Below are 2,905 nucleotides of genomic sequence, written 5' to 3'. Positions count from 1 at the left end.
GACTGAACAGGCCGCCGATGCGCGTACAGGTCGCGACTCTTCCGGACTGTTCTCAGCCCTCACCCTGTCCCTCTCCCGCACGGGAGAGGGGACCCGCGCCTCGTTCGGCACGGGCTCGCCGATCGCCTGCGTCCCAACCCGATCGGGAACGGCTCTAGCGCCGGTCCCGACCGGTCCGGCGCGGATCTCGGTCAGGCCCGAGATCCGTCGGGACAGGTCTGGTCTCGCGGAGAGCCCGGTCGGGGATCAGGTCCGTCCGGACGAGGCACATCCGGACCCAGCGGCTCTGCGGCGCGCGCCACCTCGAAGCGTCCTGCCCCTCGCCAACGCTCTCCCGCACGGGGGAGGGGGCACGGCGCGGCTGACATGCTTTCGCCGCCTGTCCGTGTGATGGGCTGTGCGAGCGGCGTGAAAGCCGCGCGGGTCGACGATGCCCGCGCAAGCCCGAGCTTCGAGAAGCAACGATGGACATGCAGGTCGAGAAAGCCCAGGGCCGGCCTCTGAAAGGCATCGACCGGAACAAGGTGATCGCGCAGTCGCTGCGGCAGTTCGCGCGCCTCCCGGGCCTGCCCGACACCAAGAAGGGCGTGCGCTCGTACCAGAGCCACGTCAAAAGCGACCCCTGGCTGCCGCTCCTGTTCGTCGTCTGCTTCGTCCTGCCGACCCTGGCGGCCGGGATCTACTACGGGCTGATCGCCTCCGACCGCTACGTCACCGAGGCGCGGTTCGCGATCCGGCCGACCATCGGCACCGCCGACAAGGCGACGCCCGACACGGTCGGCACGAATGCCGGCGTGATCAAGGCGACCGTCGCCCAGGAAACGCTCATCGCGCAGGAGTACATCCACAGCCGGCCCATGGTCGAAGCGGTCGCGGCGGAACTCCCGATCCGCGCGTGGTTCGGTCGGGACGACATCGACATGTTCTCCCGCTTCAACCCGGAGAAGCCGGTCGAGAAGTTCCTGCGGTACTGGCGCCGCCGGGTCGACGTCGACGTCGAATCGGCGTCCGGCATCATGTCGCTGACCGTCGAGGCCTTCGATCCCGACGAGTCGCTCGCCATCACCAAGGCGGTCATGGCGGATACGGAGCGGATGCTGAACGACCTCAGCCTGCCGTCCCGGAAGGACGCCCTCGACGTGAGCACGCGCGTCCTGAAGCTCGCCGAGGAGCGGGAGGCCAAGGCCAACGCCGCCCTGAACGAGCTGCGCAACCGCGAGGGCGTGCTCGACGTGATCAAGTCGAACACCGCCACCATCAAGTCGGTGTCGGAACTGCGGGAGTCGCGCACCAAGCTCGCCGTCCAGCTGGCGGTGCTCCAGCGGGACCTGGGCCCGCAATCGCGCAGCATCGTCGACCTGAAGCAGCAGATCGGCGATCTCGACGCGAACATCGCGCGGGTTCAGCAGCAGCTGGCCGGCACCGCGCCGACCGAGAAGCGGCGCCTCTCCGACGCGCTCACGCGGTTCGAGGATCTCGAGCACGAGCGCGAGAACGCCGAGAAGTATCACCGCGACGTGCAGCTGGCCTACGACCGGGCCCGCATCGTGGCGCAGCAGCAGGTCGTGGCCCTGGTGCCGATCGTCGAGCCCATCAAGGCCGGGTCCTCGACCGAGCCGCGCCGCATCCTGATGACGAGCATCATCACCGCCGGCGCCGCCGTGCTGTTCGCGGCCGCGATGTTCACCCGCCGCATGCTCATCACCTGATCCCGAGCCGGGACGGTCCGCGGCCCGCCGGCAGCGCCGACGAAAAAGCCCGCCGCGGCGAACCGGGCGGGCTGAGGGAGTGCTTGGGAGGAAGCGCAACCGTACGGCGGACCCTGCTGGCATGCCAGATGCCCAATCGCAGGGCAGGTCTGCGAAATCGGGCGGTCTCCCGATGGAATACTTTTCCTGAACGCCACAATGGGCCGGGTCGACGGCCGCCGGAGCCGCCCGCGACGATCCTAGGCGGCGCCCGCCGCCCGGGACCGCGTCCGCTCCTCGAGGCCGCGGATCGTCGCGGCGAGCAGGCTGTCCAGGGCGTCGCACGCGTCCGCCCGCTCGGCGCAGGCCGCGTTCCGCGCGTCTTCCTCGAAGACGCGCAGCCGCGCCACGAGGACGCGCGCGCCGACATTCGCGCTCATCGACTTGAGGCTGTGTGCGGCCCGGGCGATGGCCGGCTGGTCGGAGGCGGCGAGGGCGGCTCTCAGACCGGCGAGCGCCACCGGACCCTGCGCCCGATACAGGTCGAGGACGCGGTCGAGGAAGGCGCCGTCCCCGAGGCCGAGCAGCCCGTCGATCACCTCGGCGTCGATGAGGTCGTCGGCGGCGTTCGCTACGGCCGGCGCGGCGAGCGGAGCGACCGGGGCCGGCGTCGCGGTATGCGCCGCGGCGGCGGCCGGCGCGACGCGGAGGGCCGGGACCTGCGCCTGCAGCAGGTCGGCGAGCTGCCGCAGCGTGAAGGGCTTCAGGAGCGTCCCGTCCATGCCGGCCGCCGCCGCTGCATCGGCGGCCTCGCCGAGGACGTGCGCCGTGAGGGCGACGATCGGGACGCGCCCGCCGGTGGCCGCCTGGACCTGCCGGATCCGCCGCGCGGCCGCGAAGCCGTCCAGCACCGGCATGCTGCCGTCCATCAGGATGAGGTCGAAGCGTTGCGCCTCGGCGGCCGCCACCGCCGCGGCCCCGTCCTCGACGGTCACAACATCGGTCACGCCGCAGCGGGCCAGCGCCTCGAGGGCGACCTCGCGGTTGACCGCGCTGTCGTCGGCGACGAGCACCCGCGCGGCCGGGAATCGCGGGAGCGCCTCGTCCGTGCCGGCCGGCGAGGCCGGGGAGACGGCCGCGGCGAGGGCGTCGCCCGCGGCCAGCGCCGCCAGGACGGGCTGCCACTCCGCCTGGGTCACCGGCCAGCGCAGCACCGC

General features: G+C 72.1%; 2 protein-coding genes. One reads left to right on the top strand and one right to left on the bottom strand.

Annotated elements, in window-relative coordinates:
• Positions 1 to 464: 464 nt before the first annotated feature.
• Positions 465 to 1,709, top strand: coding sequence for a capsule biosynthesis protein (locus ACLBYE_RS30125; RefSeq protein ID WP_447696973.1), 1,245 nt, complete (start codon positions 465 to 467; stop codon positions 1,707 to 1,709).
• Positions 1,710 to 1,948: 239 nt separating this feature from the next.
• Here ACLBYE_RS30125 and ACLBYE_RS30120 read toward each other — a convergent pair.
• The coding region (locus tag ACLBYE_RS30120; protein WP_447696972.1) for a response regulator at positions 1,949 to 2,905 on the bottom strand (957 nt) is incomplete at its 5' end.

Source organism: Methylobacterium sp. A52T (assembly GCF_053346095.1).
The sequence above is the reverse complement of the archived record's forward strand: the minus strand, read 5'-3'. Positions and strand labels throughout refer to the sequence as shown.